This window comes from Anaeromassilibacillus sp. An200 (genome assembly GCF_002160025.1).
Classification (GTDB): Bacteria; Bacillota; Clostridia; order Oscillospirales; family Acutalibacteraceae; genus Caccousia; species Caccousia stercoris.
The window spans coordinates 1-6,189 of sequence record NZ_NFJU01000077.1; the positions used below are offsets into that span (position 1 = coordinate 1).

The 6,189-nt window shown below is 49.1% G+C and carries 8 protein-coding genes; 2 read left to right on the forward strand and 6 right to left on the reverse strand.

Annotated elements, in window-relative coordinates; translation table 11 throughout:
* The 5 genes from B5F35_RS17255 to B5F35_RS17275 all read right to left on the reverse strand — a co-directional run.
* The coding region (locus B5F35_RS17255; RefSeq protein ID WP_087242837.1) for a DUF3879 family protein at positions 1–346 on the reverse strand (346 nt) is incomplete at its 3' end.
* Between the two features lie 42 nt (positions 347–388).
* Positions 389–1,141 (reverse strand): hypothetical protein, encoded by a 753-nt coding sequence (locus B5F35_RS17260; protein ID WP_087242839.1) that lies wholly within the window; start codon positions 1,139–1,141, stop codon positions 389–391.
* Between the two features lie 196 nt (positions 1,142–1,337).
* On the reverse strand, positions 1,338–2,477 hold the full coding sequence (locus tag B5F35_RS17265; RefSeq protein ID WP_140401279.1) for a hypothetical protein: 1,140 nt from the start codon (positions 2,475–2,477) through the stop codon (positions 1,338–1,340).
* Positions 2,478–2,584: 107 nt separating this feature from the next.
* A complete protein-coding gene (locus tag B5F35_RS18575; RefSeq protein WP_140401280.1) occupies positions 2,585–3,241 on the reverse strand; it encodes a hypothetical protein in 657 nt (218 codons plus the stop codon).
* On the reverse strand, positions 3,198–3,674 hold the full coding sequence (locus B5F35_RS17275) for a hypothetical protein (RefSeq protein ID WP_087242845.1): 477 nt from the start codon (positions 3,672–3,674) through the stop codon (positions 3,198–3,200). The genes B5F35_RS18575 and B5F35_RS17275 overlap by 44 nt, the downstream gene beginning before the upstream one ends.
* A 96-nt stretch (positions 3,675–3,770) precedes the next feature.
* Between B5F35_RS17275 and B5F35_RS17280 the strand changes: the two genes are divergently transcribed.
* Both B5F35_RS17280 and B5F35_RS17285 read left to right on the forward strand, forming a co-directional pair.
* Complete coding sequence (locus tag B5F35_RS17280) at positions 3,771–3,980, forward strand: helix-turn-helix domain-containing protein (RefSeq protein ID WP_087242847.1); 210 nt, start codon at positions 3,771–3,773, stop codon at positions 3,978–3,980.
* A gap of 198 nt (positions 3,981–4,178) precedes the next feature.
* Positions 4,179–4,406 (forward strand): helix-turn-helix domain-containing protein, encoded by a 228-nt coding sequence (locus tag B5F35_RS17285; protein WP_087242849.1) that lies wholly within the window; start codon positions 4,179–4,181, stop codon positions 4,404–4,406.
* A 246-nt stretch (positions 4,407–4,652) separates the two neighbouring features.
* On the opposite strand, the gene B5F35_RS17295 is transcribed toward B5F35_RS17285, so the two are convergent.
* A complete protein-coding gene (locus tag B5F35_RS17295; RefSeq protein ID WP_087242851.1) occupies positions 4,653–6,068 on the reverse strand; it encodes a relaxase/mobilization nuclease domain-containing protein in 1,416 nt (471 codons plus the stop codon).
* Positions 6,069–6,189 lie beyond the last annotated feature (121 nt).

Genomic DNA, 6,189 nt, shown 5'->3' on the forward strand with positions numbered 1-6,189 from the left:
CATCCCTGTGCATTTGATTCAATGTCCAGCCAGCATTGGCGCGGTCTGAGACGGGGACTTGCTTATAATAGGACTTGATGAAATTTCCCAAATCATTGCCGTCAGGCCCAGACATCCCATAATACTTTTTCATGTGCTCCAAAGCGATATCCCGTACCGCCTGCTCAGCTTCTTTGGATACGGGGATGATGTGAAAGTCCGCTGCGGTCATGCCTGTAATATCCAGTCCGTCATCAGGTGCATTAGGATCTGATACCGCAGCGCCGTTTGGATATTTCGGCTGTGTGCCCCCACACTGATACCGATCTGCGTTCATCATCATACGGGCCATATCTGTGATCGTCATTTTGTTACACCTCCTCCTGAAAGTCAATCCAGGCCGTCAGCGTTAGTCATCTATACCTTCGGAAATTGCCAGACTTTTTTCGCGCAGATCTGCCAGGGTGCGTTCCACCAGAGCATTCATATCGCTGCACAAGAGCTGGGGCTTTTCGGACTGATACCACTGGCTGTAATAATGCATGAAGTCAGAATCATCATAGCCCCGGCGCTTCAGCTCCGTGGCAATAGCGCCAAGGCCCTGTCTGCAAGTCTGGGTCAAACTGTCCACTGCACCCAACGCCCGGTCAATTTCCCCATAGATGTCCTCCGCATTTGGGTCAATACGCCAGAAATCGGCACCCTTGCCCGCATTCTCGAAAGATTCGCCCAACACGGCGGATGCCACATGGTTGAACAGTCTGTCATCTGCATAGCTGTTTGAGAAAGCCAATCGGCGGTTTACTTCTTTGCCGCCATCCTGCAAAAACTGAGCCCTGGTCTCCTTTACCAGATCCAGCATGGCCTGTACCTGTTCTGTGGTCATGTCCTCCGGCAGTGCAGTCTTGCCGTCCAGCATATCCTGGTACTCCTGAATGGTCTGGTCAAAGGCGGTCAGCTGATCCCGGTATTCTGTCAGCGCATGCTCGGTCATGCTGTTAAAGCGTGCGTACGCATCCAGTAATCCGGCAAAACACTTTAGAGTCTCGGTTGGAACCTCCGACAGGGCAGAATACTCCGTGTCCAAAACTCCAGAAAATTTTAACTCCACACGATCCTGAAGGGAGGTTTGCTGCCGGACATCCATCAGATTCTCCGACATTCGCCCCAGAACATCCTGTGCAGGGGTGTTTTGTCCCAAGATTCCGATTTTAGGGCTATTAACCTGTAAAAATGGAGCATTGCCCCAAGCTCCCTGGAGAGAACCGGGCAGATTTGATACAAACATAGGGCCTTACCTCCTTTTACACATAAAATGGCTGGCAAAAGATGATGAACAAAAAGGCTCTTCTCTCAAATCATCTAATCACCGACTGAATATATTTCATCAAGTTTGCCATATCTCCGGCAATCCCCAAATAAGTGTCGGAGAGATTATACTTTTTGCCAAACTGCTGCACAAGGGTGCGCATATCGGAGAGCTTTTCGTTGAAATCCGCCATAAAAGCGTCCTTGCTGCTACAATCCAGATTGGCAAATAGGTCGGAAATTTCAAGGCCGGTGTGAACGGAATCATTTTCCTTCTGCGACCAACCGATTCCGCCATAGCCACTGTTCATGCTATTGTTTAGCTTTTGAACATTTTGGATGCTTTTTTCATAAAGCCGCCCGATGCCGTCTGCAAACATTTCACCTACCGCTCCATAGTTTTTGCCATAGTATTCAGCGATAGATTTTGTAAGACCTTTTTGAGCGTATGCAAAGGAATCCATCTGGCCTACGGAAGTTTGATTCAAAACACCTTCCAAATCTTTGCCCAATGATTGCAGCTCAAAAAGCTGTCCAACTCCGATTTCAGAGTTGCCAATAGTCAACTTTGTCTGGACACTGCTTAAATCAAACTCTTTGCCATCCTTGATCTGCTGTGCCAGCTCCAGAACGACATCTTCCATTTGCTCTTTCATGGCGGCAACATCTTTTTCTGTATAATTGCCATTGGTCAGAAAATCCAGGGTGTCACGGATAAAGCCTTCATCCTGAATATCCCGGAAACGGAAGGTTTCATTTTCTCCCAAGGTACTGTACTTTTGGGCGGCCTCCTTTAGAAAATCGGTGGTGTGATAAAAGAAACCATGGGTAGCGGCCCCTTCGGCAGCACTCCGGTTAGCCTCATCGGGAAATGTGATAAACTGGCCGTCTGCTCCAATCCGGGATTCTACTTTAATTCCACCCCACAGGTTTCTGACAATCGTTTTCCCATCTTCATCCACTTGTGCCCCGTTGGGAAACATACCTTCTGGAGTTTCAGGAGTAATATCAGGGATACTGCTGTCACTAAAATCTACTGTATCGAAAGATGGTGGGGAAAGATGCGCTTGCCCGCCGGTAACTGCCTGTGTATTTCCTTGACCGGATTGGGTGCTTTTATATATAGTCCACCCGCTGTTGACCAGCTCAGACGAAAGCTGACCGTTTATATTTGGTACTTGCCATGACATAGTAAAGCAACTCCTCCCGTATAGTGGTTCTCTAACAATTATATCGACATATTTTCTTGAAATTTAAGGAAGCGGTGCAGAAAATTCAGTCCCTATAATTTGGCTGTTCAGTACGTCAAAAGGTGTCCAATGTTGGTGATAGTCAAGTAGTTGTTTTCTATGTCACGGGTTACCGAAACACTATAAATCCGTATGTTGTATTCGGCCCCTTCTTGTATGGGATATGCCTCAATTTCATCCAAATGGTATAGATCTAAAAGAACATAGCCAGTGGTGGCGGCCCTTGCCAGGATTGCCCGGCAATTTCGGCAATAATGCTCGGGGTCCATCGGCTCCCCCTCCTCTCCGGGAAGGTAGGTAACACACCGCTGTATATCCTTCAGCCGGTCAATAAACATCGGGTCGCCATTTGCTGTGAACGTGATAACACTGTGATCGAGACTTTGGTTTTCTGATAATTCACCAGGATAGCGGCAGGATGGTTCATAGATTGCCAGTTCAACCAAATTCCCGGTTGAAAGATCAAGCAGACATGGGGCATGAAATGTGAGGCCACGGGAATTACCGCAAATGGCACAGGATTCTGGTTCCTGTACTGTGACTATTCCTTGCCAAAATTCCACCTCTGTTTTGTAACACATTTCATTTCCTATATGCAGCCCGGCACAGAATAGAAAAAGTCCACCGGCCCAAAGTATCACCATCCAACGCAGCCATTTTTCAGATAAAAGGCTTACCAACTTTTTCAGCAAGGTTTTCAACATGAATCTTCCCCTTTTTCTCTCTTGCCTGGGCATACTCCATCAGTTCCCGTGCATTGCTCGCCGGGTGCCAGGCGTAGGCAATCAAATGGCTGCTATTTTCCATCATATAACGGTTGGCCCGCACTATGGCTACTCGTTTCGGCACAGTCTCCATACCCGGCGGATAAAAGGTGCCGTCAAAGCCTTTCGGCGTAGGGATAGGCCGGTCAAAGGGATGATAAGGCAGCAGCAAAGTCAGCGTCACCTCCGGGTGGCGCTTTTTTGCCTCTATGACGGCTCTGGCTGCCAGTTTGTCAAAATTCCCATAGCGGCCTACCATAAAACTTGTGACACCGTACTCCGTAATATGGCGTTCCACTGCCGCTGTCAAAGCAGGGAGCAGCTCATCGTCTGCCTCCCTGTGACCAATAAAAAAGCAGGTTATTTCTGTCATAGTGCGTTCCTTTCGGCATAGGCAATATTGCCTATAACAATGTATCTCCATTATAGGCAATAATAAAGATATAGCAAGCGGACGGAGGGCTGTTGAGTGATTTCTTATGCACCACTATGGGAGACTATGGAGCGCCGTGGGGCAACAACATATACCTTGCAGGTCAAGGGCGGTATCAGCAGCGCTTCTATTCGCCGCATGAAGGCGGGAGAATCAGTGTCTACCAATACATTGGAGGCACTGTGTAAGTTGTTGAATTGTTCTTTGGCAGACATTGTAGAGTATCTTCCAGATGAACAAAATTGAGCAAACCGATGGATGGAAAATTTCTGATCCATCGGTTTTTATTTGTCTTGGTATTTTGCTGCTTTTTCTCCTGCTGCCGTCTCCTTAATGTGCTCCTTCTATTGTCTAATTATATCATTGTATTGCCATAAATAACAATTACCCTCTATAAATATTTTTCTGATTTGATGATACCCTTTTAATAAAAAGGGGTGCATTATGGAGACAGCATATCGGGAACAATTCATCAAGTTCGGTTTAAAAGTGCAATACTACCGAAAGCTACATGGTTTAACACAGGAAGCCTTTGCTGATGCAATCGGTAAATCATGGTCATTTGTTGCAAAGATTGAAAGCCCAACCCAGGCTTTCGGTGTATCCATGGAAACCATGTTTAAGATCGCGGAAGTGCTGGAAATTCCAGTTTCCAAACTGTTTGAAGATTGATCCGCCTTGGTAGGTTTATACTTATTCTTTTACCGCTTGAAAGCGGAAAGCATTTAGGAGAGATTTAGAGGCTGGAGAAACGCGCAAGCAATGCCGGTGTTAATACACTCGGCCCGCAGAGGAAAAAATCCTGCCGTGATTTTCCCCTCCGCTCTGCTTGTTGAGGGCAGCGCCCCCAAGCCCCTTTGAACGCAGAATTTCATTCTGCGGCTGCGCGTCCGATGGACGCTTATGACCATGACCGGCTTACCGCTGGCCATGGTCTTTTTTTTGTTCTTTTTTCTGCTCCTCATCCCTGTGCAGCAGCCGATCCACGTTGGCCTTGGCCGTCAAAAGCTCCCGCATTTCCTCGCGGGAGCGCCGGTACTCAGCGTAGGTTTTCTTCTTTTCCTCCAGCAGCTTGGCGTACTCGGCTTGCAGCTCTTTGACCTTGGGCAGCTTCTTGACACCCATATCATCAAAGGCGTTTTTCGCCGCCTGGTGGAGCAGGATTTCTTCCTCATGTTCTTGGCGGAATTTCTTGGAGTAACCGGCCTTTCGATAGGCTACATAGGTCTCGCGGGTCTTGGCATAATTGATGATATGGGTCCGCAGCACAGCAATCTCCGCCATGCGTTTTTCCGCTGCCTTGATTTTTGCAGACAGCTCATTGTGGTGGGTCGTGGCCGCCGCCGCTTTTTCTGCCAGCTCCGCATAGTCCAGCAGGTTATGCTCCGTAAGAAAATTCACCGTTTGAGCCATCTGTTTCAGGTTGAAAACCTTGGCCCAGCGCGCATACCCAGCACCTTTTCCGGCCTGGAGCTTTGCCTGGATGTCCACCAGCAGATTGACCTTGGGCGACTCCGGCTGTATGGTGGATTTTTTACGGGGCGTGTGCTGTTTTTTTCCGGTCAGCACCGCACGGATTTCCGCTTCACTGTACCCGTCTCCCAGCTTATCATCCATGCGGGCTACATTCTTCCAGCCGGGGGCTTTGAGCCGGATTACTTTCCTGCGCCGGGATACCTCGCAGCCCATCTCGGAAAGCAGCTTCAGCAGTGCGTCAAAGTCAGCGGGCTTTTGCTCCAGCGCCCGGTCAATCATCACCCGTAGCTGTTCCCGATGGGAGGGCTTGGCCTGATCGCCCATCCACTTGTTGTAGCTTTTTCCATGGGGTTTTGGGTCCTCCACAATGGACAATCCATTCTCAATACAAATGGTGTCACTTAAACGTCGAACAGCTCTGGTGCTTCCCCAAAAGTTACGGAACTTCCGGTCACAATCCGTATTGACCGCCGACCAGATGATGTGATTGTGAGTATGCGATTTGTCGATATGGGTGCAGACCACAAAGGCGTGTTTGCCCTTGGTGAACCGTTTGGCAAATTCCACGCCCAGGCGGTTGGCTTCCTCCGGCGTGATCTCACCGGGCTTGAAGGACTGGCGCACATGGTAGGCAATCACATCGTCCGATCCCCGGACCCGTCCAGTGGCGGCGATGTACCGGCGCTTTGCCAAAAGGAACTCGGCGTCGGCGGTCCGACTGTCACACCCATAGCCGGTAATCAGCCTGCCGTTGTCTGTCTTTTGCGGATTTTCCACATAGTCGATGATGTCGCTGACCGCCTGGCTTTCGGTGCGCCCCTTGCCAATATGCAGCGGCATAATGCGTGTAGTTGCCATGCAGTTTCCCTCCCTATTACAATAAATTTGGACAGGAAAGCCGGGCAGCCAGTCCGGCTTTCCCTCCATCTCGTGCCTAAGCTACAATAAGAGGAGCAACTGGCTGACGTTCACTCCCTTG